Consider the following 14,163-nt stretch of genomic DNA (forward strand, 5'->3'; position numbering starts at 1 on the left):
TTGTATTTTCAAGCATATTGAATTATTCTGATTTTATGCTGAACGAATATGACAATCATAACATTTATATCCGCCATGCCATTGATGAAAAGCCAAGGCTTGTAAATGATGACATGCACATTCACAGCCGCTGCGAGATTTACTTTTTTATTTCCGGCAGGGTTGATTATCTGGTAGAAGGTTCTCGTTATCCGCTAAAGCCAGATTCTCTTTTAATTATGCGTCCATCTGAACTTCACATTGCAAGAATTGTAAAAGAAGAATGCTATGAACGTTTTGCAATCAACTTTCCCCTGGATTTTATGAAAGAAGCAGATCCAGACATGCATTTAGCCAGAGCTTTTCTGGATCGTGAACTTGGAAAAGATAATCTTTTTACAGAAGAGCAGCTGGATGTAAAGCTTGTCCGAACTCTTTTTACTAATATGGTGAATGCAAAAAATGATTACGATCGCTATCTTGCCTTAAAAACAAACCTTCCTCTTCTTTTATATATGATAAATCAGGCATTTGTAGACAGAAAACAATCAGAAAAAAATTCACCAGGCTTTGCAGAAAAAGTTGTACCTTACATCAATCAGCATCTTTTTGAAGAAATAACAATTCCTGATCTTTCGGAGCATTTTAATTACAGTACTTCTCAATTCACCCGACTTTTCAAAAAAAATGTAGGCTCAGCTCCCTGGGACTATATTTTAAGAAAACGCCTGACAGCTGCAAGAAGTCTTTTGCATAAAGGTATTTCAACTCAGCAGGCAAGTGAGGAATGTGGCTTTTCAGATTATTCATCCTTCTACCGCTCTTATGTAAAATATTTTAATGAAGCTCCCGGGAAAAGCCGGAATAAAAAATAAAAGTAGCAAAGTGGAAAACTATTCCCTATTCCCTAAGGCCTTAATTTTCGCTAAAATACTTCAATATAATTAAAATCACAAATATGAGGTTATAATATGTCAACACCATTGGAAAACTATCTTGCTGCCACAAACGGTAAGCCAAATGCCGCTATGTGTGCCTATGTTGCAAATCTTCAGCAGGTTGCTGCAGTTGGTCCAGATATCGCTGCAAGCATTGTAAACGAACTTGAAAATCAGAGAAGCCACCTTAAACTGGTTGCCAGCGAAAACTACTGCTCTCTCAACGTTCAGGCTGCTATGGGCAACCTTCTTACTGATAAGTACGCTGAGGGTTATCCTGAGCACCGCTACTACGGCGGCTGTGTAAATATTGACGCTGTTGAAAATGTTGCCGCTCACGAAGCAGAGGCTCTTTTTGGTGCTGACTACGCTTACGTTCAGCCTCACTCTGGTGCTGATACAAACCTCGTTGCTTACTGGGCAATCCTTAGCGCAAAGGTTGAAACTCCTACTCTCGAAGAGCTCGGCGTTAAATCTTTGAACGACCTTACAGACGAGCAGTTCGACGCACTCCGCAAGAAGTTCGGAAACCAGAAGCTTATGGGTCTCGACTACTCTTGTGGTGGTCACCTTACTCACGGATATAAAATGAACGTTTCTGCACGTATGTTCGAATCTCACCCATACGGAGTAGATAAGGAAACTGGTCTCCTCGACTACGATGCAATCGAAAAGCAGGCTATGGAAGTAAAACCTCTCATTCTTTTGACTGGTTTCTCTGCTTACCCACGCAAAATCAACTTCAAGCGTTTCCGCGAAATTGCAGACAAGTGCGGAGCAGTTCTCATGGTAGATATGGCTCACTTCGCAGGTCTTGTTGCAGGTAAAGTTTTCACAGGCGACTACGATCCTGTAAAATGGGCTGACATCGTTACTACTACAACTCATAAAACTTTGCGCGGACCTCGCGGTGCTATGATTCTTTGTAAGAAAGAATTTGCAGACTATGTAAACAAGGGATGTCCTATGGTACTCGGTGGACCTCTCGGACACATCATGGCTGCAAAGGCAATCGCTTTCAAAGAGGCTCGCACTCCAGCTTACCAGGCTTGGGCTCAGCAGGTTGTTAAGAACGCACAGGCTTTGGCAGAAGGCTGTAAGTCTCACAACATTCCACTTCAGACTGGCGGAACAGACAACCACCTTATGCTCTGCGATGTAACTGTTTACGGTCTTACAGGAAAGCAGGCAGAAGCAGCTCTCTTCAAGTGTGGTGTAACTGCTAACGCTAACGCTCTTCCATACGACAAGAACGGTGCATGGTGGACATCTGGTATCCGTATCGGTACTCCAGGTCTTACAACTCTTGGTATGAACGAAGCAGACATGAAAGAAGTTGCAGACATCATCGACTTCGTTCTCAAGAACACAAAGCCTGGCGTAACAAAAGAAGGAAAACCGGCTAAGGGTAAAATCGAAATCAGCGACGATACAGTTGCTGCAGCCCGCGAGCGCGTAAACAAGCTCCTCGGTGCACACGTTCTCTACCCAGAACTTGACCTTGAGTTCTTGAAGAAAGAATTTGTAAAATAAACAACTTTTATAAATCTACGGGGACAGAAAAAGGAACTTTTGTTTCATTTCTATCCCCGTATTTTTTTTAACGAATATCAACTTTTTCAGGTCTATTCCCACCAATCTGATAATATGGTAGAATAACAAATCATTATGAAAAAAAAGGTTTTGTGGGCCGTCATTACAACCATTCTTTCTGTACTGACTATTTACACCCTCTTTTACAACAGCGGACTTTCTCTTACCGAGTTATGGCAGGATATTAAAGAAGCCTCTCCTTTATGGCTCGTACCTGCTGCCCTTTGTATGCTGGGATTTATCTTTTTTGAAGGCCGCTCACTTGTTTTAATTTTACGAACCCTTGGATATCCTGCAAAAAAACGCCGTGGCTTTTTATATGCTTCAGCTGACATTTACTTTTCATCAATTACACCTTCAGCAACTGGAGGACAGCCGGCAAGTGCTTACTTTATGCATAAAGATGGTGTTACTGCAGTTGAAGTTACAGTTTCTTTGATTTTAAACCTTACAATGTACACTCTCGCAATCATCACACTTGGTTTAATTTCTCTGATTTTCTTCCCTAGAATTTTTATTGATTTCGCCCTTCCCTGCAAAATAATGATTTTAATCGGTATTCTTGCAATGGGTTTACTTACAGCATTCTTTATTATTCTGTTGAAAAAACAGAGTATTCTTTTGAAGTTCGGTAATCTGATTATCAAAATCATTCATAAGCTTCATTTCAAAAATACAGCAGAAAGATTTAAGCTTAAGCTCGATACAATGATTGAGAACTATAATGAATGTGTTATAACTCTTGCAGGTAAAAAAAGACTGCTGGTAAAAACATATCTTCTTAATTTACTGCAGAGAACTGCACAGATTCTTGTTACAGTTTTCTGTTATTATGCTATGCACGGAAATCTTGCAAACGGTCTAAAGATTTTCGTAATTCAGACTTATATTGTAATGGGATCAAACTTTATTCCGGTCCCTGGTGCCGTTGGAATTTCAGAATTCCTTATGTATTTAGGTTATTCAATGCTTTTAAGTGAAGAAGGCGCATATACCCTTGCTATTCTTAGTAGAGGTATATCATTCTATACTTGTAGCATTATCAGTATTTTTACTGTAATATTAGGATATATAATGATTCGTTTAAGATCAAATAAACGAAAAAAAGAGGGAATAAAATGATTGGATACTATGATTACACTGTAGTTCTTACTTATCTTTCTATGCTTTCAGCCACTAGCGGAATCATGCTTTGTCTAAATGATATTGGACATCCATATCTTGGAATGTTCTTTTTGATGTTCTGCGGTCTTTGCGATGCTTTTGATGGCAAGGTTGCCCGTACAAAGAAAAATCGTACCGAACAGATGAAGCAATTCGGTATTCAAATTGATTCTCTTTCTGATCTTGTTGCTTTTGGAGTTTTACCTGCCTGTATCGGAATTGCAATGCTTAGAAGCAGCATTGAGTTTTCAATTTTCCCTGACTTTAAATTCCTTCATCTTGCCGATAAATCAGCTATCATAAAAATTGTTCTTACAGTAATTGCTGTTTTCTATGCACTTGCTGCTATGATTCGTCTTGCCTTCTTTAATGTCCTTGAAGAAGAGAGACAGAAAGCTGAAGGCGGCGGAGTTAATAAAACCTATCTGGGACTTCCTGTTACCAGTGCCGCTCTGGTTTTCCCAACTATTCTTTTAATTCATATTTTCTGCAGCGCAGATCTTACCCTTTTATATTTTATTTTCCTTGCAATCGTAGGTTTTCTTTTTGTATCAAGAATTGAGATTAAAAAGCCAACTACAAAGGGCGTTTTAATTATGATTGCAGTAGGTCTTATTGAAGCAATTGCCCTTGCATTTGTTTTCATTGTAATGAAAAAATAGTAATTGAATTATGGATTCACTTACCTTTCTGTATAAGACAATCCCCGGAAGAGTTTTTCTTAAACTTCTTACAACACGAGCTGTTTCAAAAGCAGCAGGGGCATTTCTTGATTCCCGCTGCTCAGCATTTTTAATAAAAAGCTTTGTACAGAAGAACGGAATCAATCTTGATGATTACCAGACAGACGGAATAAAAACTTTCAACCAGTTTTTCAGACGAAAGATAAAGAACGACCGTCGTCCATATGATATGGAAGAATCTCATCTTGCAGCACCATGCGACGGATTACTTTCTGTATGGAAGATTGACGCTGATACTGTAATTCCTGTGAAGCAGTCTCAATATACCATACAAAGTCTTTTAAAAGATGAAAATCTTGCTTCTGAATATAAAGACGGACTCTGTCTTGTATTCCGTCTTTGCGTAGATAACTATCACAGATATGCATATGCAGACAGCGGAAAAAAAGGACCGAATATTTTTATCCCTGGCATTCTTCATACAGTACGTCCAATAGCACTTGAAGACTCTCCTGTTTTTACTGAAAACTGCCGGGAATACACAGTAATTGAAAGCCCTGTTTTCGGAAAACTTGTTCAGATGGAAGTTGGAGCAATGCTTGTAGGCAGAATTGTGAATCTTGAAGGAGAAGGAACTGCTGTCCGTGGAAAAGAAAAAGGTTTCTTTGAATACGGCGGATCTACAATTATTGTTCTTTTGAAAAAAGATGCTGCTGTTATAAATGAAAATATCCTGAAGAACTCTGCCACAGGTATAGAAACCCCTGTAAAAATGGGCGAACAGATTGGTATAAAGGCATAAAAAAACGGCACATTAAAAAATCAATGTCATTAAGTTAACATTGGGATAATGCTTTGGATGAGAGAAACGGGAATGAAGATGATAACCTTCATTCCCGTTTCTTCCTTTTTAGGCATAACAAACAGGCGGATCTAAAATCCACCTACTAATCATGTTTTATTTTGATTATTTATGCTACTCTATATAAGAAACTATGAAATACTTTTCCTGTCAGTATTCGTTTACGATGCCTATTAGGTCTAACTGGAATTATATTTCTAGCTATTATAGTTTCTAAATTAGGTGATGTCGTTTTTTCACGCAAGAATAGTCTGCAGACATGAGCAGCAACGGTAAAGTTCGCTTTGTATGTATATTTTCTTTGCTTTTTTTCAATGACTACGTGCGAGGTAATCATTTCCGCAAAGTTATACATTATCAGATGTGCGTATATTTCTTGCTGAATACACATCACCTTTTTTGAATGAAAATCTAGCATTCCAATAGTATATTTTAAATCTCTAAATGAAGTTTCTATCCCCCATCTGGCTGCATATAACTTTTTTAAATTTGTTGGCGTATATTCCTTAGCGTCCAAGTTAGTAATTACGGTTTCATATGTGTCTTCAGTAATCTTGAATCGTACGATTCTAAATTTAAGCTCATAAAAGGCTACTGAATCCTTTTTCCTTAGCTTTGTTGGGAGATAATCAAACGGATGTGAATGTGCAATCAATTTGTAGTGATTCTTGTCCTTCAAAAATAATTCCTTCATTTCCTTTGTTTGTTTACGCGTAAGTTTTAAATCAATATTTACATCAAATTCTTCTTCATCAGGTAGGTCTAATCCATTCTTAATTCCTCGTGTACCATCCTTAATCCTTATGAGATAATACCAACCTTTTTCTTGGATATGTGCCATACTGTGATAAGATTCGTATCCTCTATCAGCAATTACTAATGCTTTGGGAATAGGCGATCTATCTACCATCTCTTGCAATGCAGAGTGCTCATTTGCATCATGCTTTCCTTGAAGTACTACATCAGTATATAAATGATTTTCTAGATTATAGAGTGCATTTAAATGCAACAAATTGTAGGGCTTTTGTCCATTAACACTGGGATAATAAGATTTTTTATCTTCAGAATTAGTTGGAATTTGAATATCAGAACCATCAACTGCAAGAATAGTTAAATCAGAATGCGAATGATTTTGTAGTTTATTTGTAAACCCTTTAAAGATGTCTCTAAAAAATTCGGGCTTAATCTTTTGTCTTTGCTGAACAAAAGCCGAGGCAGATGGCAATGAACTGACATCATGGAAGATATCAATCATCTCATTGGTTATACTCTTGCTTTCCATCTCGATGATAGCTCTGACTATTTTTTCGAATGGAAGCTTACGATTCCTAGTGAAATCTACTTTGGGATTAACAACATAATCCAACATGTTTTGAGTAGTGGTAGTGATTTCAGATAATAAAAGCTTTTTAATGTGTTTTGGTTTCATATGTGACCTCCTTGCAATCAAGTTTTCCTTAATTACAAGGGCCGCTTTCGCTACCTTTAAAACATCAGTAGCGAAAGCGGCCACACATTTACGATAATCTGTCAATACCTTTTAAGAAAAAAAGACCCCTATGTCATTTCTGACATAGAGATCTTTTGGGCTGTCATCTCAACTTAATGACATTGATTTTCTATCGGCTAGCCTTTTTCATTCTTGTTTCCACTCAACTGATATAAAAAATCATACTAAAAACCGACTAAAAAGAAGTTTTTAGTATGTACACAGGCTTTAGCTTGTGCTAAGCAAAATTTACTTTTGACACTCACATCATTATATAGGGTGATTATATCAATTAATTTCCTTAATAAAATTAACCAGGATATCTGAGCATTTCTCAGGTTTATCCAGATATATTTCATGCCATCCAGGGCACTCTACCATCTGACAATTTCCTAGCTTTTCCATATATGTTGCTTTTATATCAGGATTTTCACTTTCTACTCCATATGTTGTGGCCGCAACATATACTTTAGGTATTTCATTCGTTTTTAAGGTGTCCCAAGTCTTTCTAATGTTGTCTCCAAATAGCTTTTCTTCTGAGTTACAGGCATTTGAACCCATAGTCTTAGATAATACTCTCCAGGCTATATCTCTATGCTTTTCATCCAAGATAGCAAAAGTACTGTCGTCATCATCCTCATTACAGATAGGCTTAATCAGAGCGTTGATTAGACCAAATTTACCAGCTGTATGCATCCAACCAGGGAAGAAGTCCCAAGCACTGTACTGGTCCTCTTCAATCGGATAAACTGGTACGCCATCAAAAATTGCGACACCTTCTATTTCATCAGGATATTTGCTTTCCCAATAAGTAGAATATATACCGCCTAAGGAATGGCCTATAAGAACATATGGAGGCTTCACGCCGGCATTTTTAAGAGCCTTGCGATAGTCCTCAACAACATATTCAACTGTCATATCGTTTTTAGTGTCGTCACTCAAGCCATATCCAGCCCTGTCGATGAAATACAATTCATTATTCTTTTCAATTTCTTTTGTCATTTCTCGCCAGGCTATGACAGCTTCACCATCAATAAATCCCGATAAGCAAACTATTCTATGATTACCATTTTCTTTTCCACACTGATACACATTAAGCGAATAATCACCCACTGAAACTCGATTTTCATAGCCTTCTGTTCTAAGCTGCTTAAGAGCTCCATGCATATTCAAATGCTGATAAACAGCAAATATAGTAATAAACAGGACAATCCCTGCCAAAATAACACCTGTGACACGGCCTATTATCTTCTTCATCTTTCTCTCCCCTATTAATAAAACATATTCCGATTTCTATACTCGACTGCCATAGTATGTCTGACGTAGTATGATATATCATAGGATTTCTTCCCTGTCAAGGATTCAACAAGATAGAGTTTCGCTATGCGAAACTCCCGCAGTGCGAGCCTGCAATTGCTGAAAGCAATTAAGTACATATGCAGGCGAGACACATCTTACAAGCGCAGCTTGTTTTTTATGTAATAGGAGATTCCAGAGGAATTTCCTATTACATAAAAAAGGCTAGCCACGGCTCAATGTCATTAAGTTAAAATAACAAACATAGATTCCTATATCAGAAATGGTATAGGGGTCTTTTTTTTAACACTTGACACGAGCGACAAAATGTGCGGCCGCTTTCGCTACTGATCGAATAGAGAGGTAGCGAAAGCGGCCCTTGTAATTAGCAAGAGTTAATTGCAAGGAGGTGCTTATATGAAACCAAAACACATTAAAAAGCTATTAATGTCGGAAATTGAAACTGTTGCAAATGCTTCTGATAAGTATTGTTCAAATCCAGGGCGTGATTTTTCACGAGAACGAAAACTCTCTTTTAAAAAAGTCGTGGAAAGTATTATCGGAATGGGTAGCAAGGGACTTACAAATGAGTTGATTGACATCTTTAATAATGACCCTGAAATGCCCTCCGCCTCTGCTTTTGTCCAACAACGGAGCAAAATCAAGCCTGAAGCCTTCAGGGATATATTGGCAGGGTTCACAGAAAAGATAACCGAGCAATCTTGCCAATTAAGATTATTGGCAGTAGATGGTTCTGATATTCAAATCGCAACTAATCCAGATGATGAAGATACCTATTTTCCAGGGGCAAATGGTCAGAAGCCTTACAACCTAATTCATTTAAACGCCCTTTATGATCTTGAACAACATATTTATGTTGATTCAAGAATACAAGGGCGTATGAGTGGGAATGAACATATGGCATTGTAAGAAATGGTTGATAAATCAGACATACAGAAGGCCTTAGTCATCGCAGACAGGGGATATGAATCTTATAACAACATGGCTCATATACAGGAAAAAGGATGGTTCTTTTTGATACGTGTAAAAGATGGAAAAGCTGGCATAAAGGACGGATTGCTACTCCCTGAAGAGAATGAATTTGATGTTGATATTTGCTTGAAGCTTGTACGAAAACAAACCAATGAAATAAAGGAACTTATGAAAGATAAAAATAAATATCGATTTATCCCCCATAACGCAAGTTTCGATTATTTACCGGAGAAAACAAGAAAAGCAGATCCTGTTATATTTTATGAATTAAAGTTCAGGGTGGTCCGTTTTGAAATAGGAACTGAGAGTTACGAAACAGTACTCACGAACCTTGACAAAGACGCGTATCCAGCGACAGAGTTAAAGCGACTATACGCTGCCCGTTGGGGAATTGAAACATCTTTCCGAGATTTAAAGTATACATTAGGGATGCTTGATTTTCATTCAAAAAAGGTGATGTGCATCCATCAAGAAATCTATGCACATCTGATTATGTATAACTTTTCTGAAATGATTACCTCGCATGTAGTCATTGCTAAAAAACAAAGAAAGCATACATATAAAGCAAACTTCTCAGTTGCCGTCCATATGTGCAGACTCTTCTTCTATGAAAGAGCATCACCACCCAATCTGGAAACCATAATTGCAAGAAATCTTATACCGATACGGCCAGAACGACATCGCACTCGAAATCTGACTACAAAGATTTTTCATGGTTTCTTGTATAGAGTAGCATAATTATACTTAATTGAATACTTTTTGCGGCAGACTTTCGTCTGTCTTGTTGTGATGCTCAGAAATAAAAAAAGAACGATTGAAGATATAAATACCTCAATCGCTCTTGTTGATTCTTTGGTTAATCCCTTAATTGGTCAATGTTAACTTAATGACATTGATTAAAAAATGTGCCGTTTTTTTCAGAATGTATTCTGGAATAATTTATTTTTACAATAATTAACCACGAGATTTAGATGAGTAATAATATTTACCATCTTCTTTTGTAATTGTAACTAAATTATGTGCAGAAATAAGATGATAATTATCACTAGGATATTCTTCCTCCATAATTCTAATATTTTCACCATTATTTTTAACAAACAATTTGAAATATCCGTATGTAGCTAAAAACTCCTTATTTGAATCACCTGCTTTAAGTGTAATAGTACCAGTTCGTGCTGTTTTTCCTTCATCTACTGTTGTAGGATCCTCTTCATAAATTACAGTAATTTTTTCACCTGTTTCATTTGTTATATAAACTTTATTGTAATCAGTTAATTCGTCACCAACTTCTTTCATTGCTTTGGCCATACCAATTAACTCACAACTTGAAAATAAAACTGCAACTCCAAAAACAATGGCGATTAAACCAAATCTCTTTTTCATATTTTACCTCTTCTATGAAAATAATGTATCAAGATGGTAAAAAATAACTTAATAAAAACATTTTGTCAACATCAATATTTATAAAATTTTATTATTTGCAACATTATTGATTATTAGCTAAAACTCTGGTTTGCAGACAATATGCAGTAATTCACCACTTGTTGGATGATAAAATTTTATTTCTGCCGCATGAAGCATAAGCCGTTCACCGTCCCTGCACTCTCCATACAAACTGTCTCCAACAATTGGGATACCTAGTCCACCGCGTTCTACAGAACAACTCGAAGCAAGTCTCAGCTGATGTGTTCTGCCGGTAAGAGGCGAAAAACCAATACGAGTTACAATCTTTTCCCCGGAACCAGTTTGAAGTTTTTCAACTCCAAGCTTTTTCCATTCTGTAATTCCGAGTTTACCGTTTACCTCATCAAAAATCTGATGCGGTCTGTTATCTGGATCCAGTCGGAAAGGAAGTTCTGTTCTTCCTTCTGTTTTTCCACGCAAGATTCCATCAAGAAGTGCAATATATTTTTTATGAACCTGTCCTGCTGCAAACTGTTCGTTTAATTTTCTGTGTGCTTCGGGATTTAGGGCACAAATCAAAATACCTGAAGTCTCCATATCAAGTCTGTGTACGGCACATTGCACCGGTGCCTCTGGAAACAAGTTACGTACACGCGATTCTACACAATCCTGCTTGTCCTCGCCCTTCCCGGGAACAGAAAGAAGTCCGCTTTGTTTATTTACAACAACTATATCCTTATCCCGATATAAAATTTCAAGTCCTAAAATTGAAGGAAGAATATAACCACAGCGCTCATCACAAGGAGGATAAGAAATCCCATTCTGTTTGTTTTTTGTATCACGACCAAAATAAACTTCATCCATACTAACTGGTTCAAGTTCATGTGCAAAGGCATAACTTAAAAACTTTGGAGCACAGCAGTCGCCCGTTCCTGTCGGCGGAAGATGTCCGCCATGTAGTTTGATTATTTCATCAAGAGTTACAGGCATTCCATCAAAACGTGTAAAAGCATAAAGTGAAAACACATTTTTAAGAGAGGCATCAGTAAGGCAGGTTCGCTGTTCAATAAGCTGTTTTCTTTCAGGAGATGATTTATTAACTAACGTTAGTTTGTTAATCTGATCCGTTAATTTATGAATCTGTAAATCATTTTCTTCAAGCGCTTTATCAATTTTATCTGAAGAAACTATAGAAGGAACAAAGACTGATTTTTCTACAAAAAGATTTTTAAAAGGACGTACAGCTTCAAGCTGTTTATTATTTCCGCTCACAGCATAAAGCACAACCCGATGTCCTGTACCATCTTCATGTTTTTTCCAGCAGACAAGAGCGCCAATCATAACGCCTTGTCCTTTTCGTTCTTCACTTTCCCGCCCGCATTGCTTTAACTGTACATCTCCCCTTTCTATTAAGGAAATGAGCTTCTGGCAGTAATGACGGGCAGATTCCTGCGAAAACGGTGGAAACATTTACAGTGGTACGCCCTATTTAAGATTTCTGATTTCTACTGAGCCGTCTTCTTTTGAAATGAAAACAATCGGCTTATTCTGGGTAAAGAGACCTGTCTCTACAACTCCAACAATAGAATTGATTTTTGCTTCCATCTCAGGAACGTTTATAGGTTCTTTCCATGTACAGTCAAGAATCTGATTTCCATTATCTGTAATTACAGGGCCAGCTTTTCGAACACCTTCACGAAGAACAGCTGTAGCACCAAGAGCACTAAGAGCATTCATTACAGGTACGCGTGCATCACCGATAATTTCTACAGGAACCGGGAACTTAGTACCGATTGTCTGTACCGCTTTTGAAGAATCAGCAATTACGACAAAGATCTTTGCATTATATTCAACAATCTTTTCACGAACATGAGCAGCACCGCCACCCTTAATACAGTTACAGTCCGGATCAACCTCATCTGCACCATCAATTGCAAGATCAAGCTGACCTCCAATTGCTCTGTCGTTCATTGAATAAACAGGAATTCCATAATCCTGGCAGGCATTCTGTGTCTGAAAACTTGTAACTACAGCTTTTATATCTTTAAGTTTTCCACTTGTAATGTGTTCAGCAAGACGTTTTACTGCAGGCATAGCTGTTGAACCTGTACCAAGACCAATCTTCATACCGCTGAAAATAAGACCTTTTTCAATAAGGGTATCAACGGCTGTATTAGCCACCAAAGTTTTTTGTTCTGATTGTGATAAAGACATAGCGGTTATAACCTCCTACAATAATAACCGTAATTGTTTTATTTTTTTTCTTCGTAGTTCAGACCAGTAAACAGCTTAAACTGTTCATAGGCCTGATATTCAAGCATCTTATAACCATTACATACTCTACAGCCTGCCAGAGCAGCTCTCTTCATTACAGGGGTTGTAGACGGCTCATAAACAATATCAAAAAGAAGTTCATTGCCGCGGAAATCATAAAAATAAATCGGATCATTTTCCGCACTGCTTGGACCTTCTGAATTCATACCCACCGAAGTAGTCTGCACGATAAGTGTAGAATATTCATCCAGCTTTGCCATACAATGTGGATCCAGCTGGCAGTAATTAAAGCCATACTTTTCTGCTAACTGGGCTGCGGTTTCCACTGTACGATTAAAAATACAAACTCTCGCCCCCATCTGCTTAAGAACATAAACAATTGCCTTAGCTGCACCACCTGCTCCAATTACAGCAACTTTCTTGTGTTTGATTTTTACAGGGCCAAGAAATTCTTCAAGAGCTCGTCGGAAACCAGGAGCATCAGTATTGTAACCAAGCCATTTATTATTCTTTCGTACAATAGTATTACAAGCTCCAATCTGAGCAACCTCTGGTGACTGCTCATGAATATAATACATTACAGATTCTTTATGAGGAATTGTAACGGAAAGTCCCTTTACTCCAATACCCTCACAGAAAGAAAGAGTATCAGAGATCAGCTGAGAACGATATGGAATATAAACAGCATTTAGTTTTTTAGCTTCGTAACCTTTATTATGAATTTCAGGACTCGAAGTTTTTAATAGAGGCCAGCCTGCAATTCCATAAAGAGAAGTATCCTGATTGATTGATTTGAAATGATACATCTCATTGATTGTCACAGGATCAATATGTCCAATAGCTTTTGTATTTTCTAAAACTTCTTCCGGAGATACATAAGTAAGGAAAGAATTAGTTCTGCTTGCAAGTAAACGAGAAGGAAAACCTTCTGCTCCCATAGCACAGAGAATATGCTCATACTGAGTCATACTCTCACCTTCTTTCAAAAGATTTAATACATCAGAAAGAGAATGAGGCATGAAGGCAATTTTTGGAATTTCATAACCGGTTTTACGCATAATGTCGCAGCGTTCACGTATATTCAGGATCGGTTCTTTCATACTATGGCAGCTTCTGATAATACGAACACCAAAAGCCATAGCCGCATCCTGAATACTTGGAATATGAAAATCTTCTTCAAAATCTACAAAGGCAAAGTTTTTTGATTTATCAGGATTTGCAAAAGCAAGGGCACGTGCAAAAAGATTTGTACGTGCAAAATCACCACCAGTAAACTGACCACCGTCAATGTCGCGGCGGATTGTAAGAATACACGGCTGATATATCATTGCTGGAAAACGGCGGGCGCTTAACTGTTCATCTTCATTAAGATGATCAACCCGCAGCTCAACCATATCAATATATTTTTCATACTTTTTTACAAGCTTAAGATCCTCTTCAAGAGTCTTGCCGGTAAGGGTCATACATATCAGCGGCTGGTTCATGACT

At 37.7% G+C, this 14,163-nt stretch carries 13 protein-coding genes; 7 read left to right on the forward strand and 6 right to left on the reverse strand.

Annotation, left to right across the window (positions count from 1 at the left end):
* Window positions 1–35 precede the first annotated feature (35 nt).
* The 5 genes from AABJ44_RS10035 (at window position 36) to AABJ44_RS10055 (ending at window position 5,159) form a co-directional block, all read left to right on the forward strand.
* Window positions 36–854, forward strand: a complete 819-nt coding sequence (locus AABJ44_RS10035; protein WP_338368866.1) for an AraC family transcriptional regulator — start codon at window positions 36–38, stop codon at window positions 852–854.
* A gap of 96 nt (window positions 855–950) precedes the next feature.
* Window positions 951–2,450, forward strand: a complete 1,500-nt coding sequence (locus tag AABJ44_RS10040) for a glycine hydroxymethyltransferase (protein WP_338368868.1) — start codon at window positions 951–953, stop codon at window positions 2,448–2,450.
* A 135-nt stretch (window positions 2,451–2,585) separates the two neighbouring features.
* The gene (locus AABJ44_RS10045) at window positions 2,586–3,632 is read left to right on the forward strand and encodes a lysylphosphatidylglycerol synthase transmembrane domain-containing protein (RefSeq protein WP_338368870.1); all 1,047 of its coding nucleotides are present in this window, start codon (window positions 2,586–2,588) and stop codon (window positions 3,630–3,632) included.
* On the forward strand, window positions 3,629–4,336 hold the full coding sequence (locus AABJ44_RS10050) for a CDP-alcohol phosphatidyltransferase family protein (RefSeq protein WP_338368872.1): 708 nt from the start codon (window positions 3,629–3,631) through the stop codon (window positions 4,334–4,336). The genes AABJ44_RS10045 and AABJ44_RS10050 overlap by 4 nt, the downstream gene beginning before the upstream one ends.
* A 10-nt stretch (window positions 4,337–4,346) precedes the next feature.
* The gene (locus AABJ44_RS10055) at window positions 4,347–5,159 is read left to right on the forward strand and encodes a phosphatidylserine decarboxylase (RefSeq protein ID WP_338368873.1); all 813 of its coding nucleotides are present in this window, start codon (window positions 4,347–4,349) and stop codon (window positions 5,157–5,159) included.
* A gap of 169 nt (window positions 5,160–5,328) precedes the next feature.
* On the opposite strand, the gene AABJ44_RS10060 is transcribed toward AABJ44_RS10055, so the two are convergent.
* A complete protein-coding gene (locus tag AABJ44_RS10060; protein WP_026655762.1) occupies window positions 5,329–6,648 on the reverse strand; it encodes an IS4 family transposase in 1,320 nt (439 codons plus the stop codon).
* A gap of 348 nt (window positions 6,649–6,996) precedes the next feature.
* Window positions 6,997–7,965, reverse strand: a complete 969-nt coding sequence (locus AABJ44_RS10065; RefSeq protein WP_026512991.1) for an alpha/beta fold hydrolase — start codon at window positions 7,963–7,965, stop codon at window positions 6,997–6,999.
* Between the two features lie 456 nt (window positions 7,966–8,421).
* On the opposite strand from AABJ44_RS10065, the gene AABJ44_RS10070 reads away from it, so the two are divergent.
* Window positions 8,422–8,934, forward strand: a complete 513-nt coding sequence (locus AABJ44_RS10070) for a hypothetical protein (protein WP_051563075.1) — start codon at window positions 8,422–8,424, stop codon at window positions 8,932–8,934.
* 3 nt (window positions 8,935–8,937) lie between these two features.
* Window positions 8,938–9,735, forward strand: a complete 798-nt coding sequence (locus tag AABJ44_RS10075; RefSeq protein ID WP_218141017.1) for an IS4 family transposase — start codon at window positions 8,938–8,940, stop codon at window positions 9,733–9,735.
* Between the two features lie 216 nt (window positions 9,736–9,951).
* On the opposite strand, the gene AABJ44_RS10080 is transcribed toward AABJ44_RS10075, so the two are convergent.
* From AABJ44_RS10080 to AABJ44_RS10095, 4 genes are all read right to left on the reverse strand, one after another.
* Complete coding sequence (locus tag AABJ44_RS10080) at window positions 9,952–10,380, reverse strand: hypothetical protein (RefSeq protein ID WP_338368882.1); 429 nt, start codon at window positions 10,378–10,380, stop codon at window positions 9,952–9,954.
* 117 nt (window positions 10,381–10,497) lie between these two features.
* Entirely contained in the window at window positions 10,498–11,871 is a 1,374-nt protein-coding gene (locus tag AABJ44_RS10085) for an RluA family pseudouridine synthase (RefSeq protein ID WP_338368883.1), read from the reverse strand.
* 15 nt (window positions 11,872–11,886) lie between these two features.
* Window positions 11,887–12,615 carry a ribose-5-phosphate isomerase RpiA gene (rpiA, locus tag AABJ44_RS10090; protein WP_338368885.1) on the reverse strand — a complete coding sequence of 243 codons (729 nt, stop codon included), beginning with the start codon at window positions 12,613–12,615 and terminating at the stop codon, window positions 11,887–11,889.
* A gap of 38 nt (window positions 12,616–12,653) precedes the next feature.
* Window positions 12,654–14,159: a type I 3-dehydroquinate dehydratase gene (locus AABJ44_RS10095; protein WP_338368886.1), complete on the reverse strand. Its 1,506-nt coding sequence runs from the start codon at window positions 14,157–14,159 to the stop codon at window positions 12,654–12,656.
* Window positions 14,160–14,163: the final 4 nt, after the last annotated feature.

It is taken from the genome of Treponema bryantii, assembly GCF_036492245.1.
GTDB classification, from domain to species: Bacteria; Spirochaetota; Spirochaetia; order Treponematales; family Treponemataceae; genus Treponema_D; species Treponema_D bryantii_C.

Coding starts and splice junctions, on each gene's coding strand:
- AABJ44_RS10095 (WP_338368886.1), bottom strand. CDS start 14,159: ATGAACCAGCCGCTGATATGTATGACCCTTACCGGCAAGACTCTTGAA.
- rpiA (WP_338368885.1), bottom strand. CDS start 12,615: ATGTCTTTATCACAATCAGAACAAAAAACTTTGGTGGCTAATACAGCC.
- AABJ44_RS10065 (WP_026512991.1), bottom strand. CDS start 7,965: ATGAAGAAGATAATAGGCCGTGTCACAGGTGTTATTTTGGCAGGGATT.
- AABJ44_RS10085 (WP_338368883.1), bottom strand. CDS start 11,871: ATGTTTCCACCGTTTTCGCAGGAATCTGCCCGTCATTACTGCCAGAAG.
- AABJ44_RS10070 (WP_051563075.1), top strand. CDS start 8,422: ATGAAACCAAAACACATTAAAAAGCTATTAATGTCGGAAATTGAAACT.
- AABJ44_RS10045 (WP_338368870.1), top strand. CDS start 2,586: ATGAAAAAAAAGGTTTTGTGGGCCGTCATTACAACCATTCTTTCTGTA.
- AABJ44_RS10040 (WP_338368868.1), top strand. CDS start 951: ATGTCAACACCATTGGAAAACTATCTTGCTGCCACAAACGGTAAGCCA.
- AABJ44_RS10075 (WP_218141017.1), top strand. CDS start 8,938: ATGGTTGATAAATCAGACATACAGAAGGCCTTAGTCATCGCAGACAGG.
- AABJ44_RS10060 (WP_026655762.1), bottom strand. CDS start 6,648: ATGAAACCAAAACACATTAAAAAGCTTTTATTATCTGAAATCACTACC.
- AABJ44_RS10035 (WP_338368866.1), top strand. CDS start 36: ATGCTGAACGAATATGACAATCATAACATTTATATCCGCCATGCCATT.
- AABJ44_RS10055 (WP_338368873.1), top strand. CDS start 4,347: ATGGATTCACTTACCTTTCTGTATAAGACAATCCCCGGAAGAGTTTTT.
- AABJ44_RS10050 (WP_338368872.1), top strand. CDS start 3,629: ATGATTGGATACTATGATTACACTGTAGTTCTTACTTATCTTTCTATG.
- AABJ44_RS10080 (WP_338368882.1), bottom strand. CDS start 10,380: ATGAAAAAGAGATTTGGTTTAATCGCCATTGTTTTTGGAGTTGCAGTT.